General features: G+C 44.8%; 1 protein-coding gene. It reads left to right on the forward strand.

Going from position 1 to position 259, the window contains the following annotated elements; genetic code table 11:
• On the forward strand, positions 1 to 259 hold a 259-nt coding region (locus tag ACFI4Z_RS19125), incomplete at both ends, for an EF-Tu/IF-2/RF-3 family GTPase (protein ID WP_462671899.1).

Below are 259 nucleotides of genomic sequence, written 5' to 3' on the forward strand. Positions count from 1 at the left end.
CGTTTTCTCAATCCAAGGCCGTGGTACTGTTGTAACTGGTCGTGTTGAAGCTGGTATCATCAACGTGAATGACGAAGTTGAAATCGTTGGTATTAAAGAGACGACTAAGTCTACTTGTACTGGTGTTGAAATGTTCCGTAAGCTTCTTGACGAAGGTCGTGCTGGTGAGAACATTGGTGCACTTCTACGTGGTACTAAGCGTGAAGACGTTGAACGTGGTCAAGTACTAGCTAAGCCTGGTTCAATCAAGCCACATACT

It is taken from the genome of Pseudoalteromonas sp. RWi3 (genome assembly GCF_054960735.1).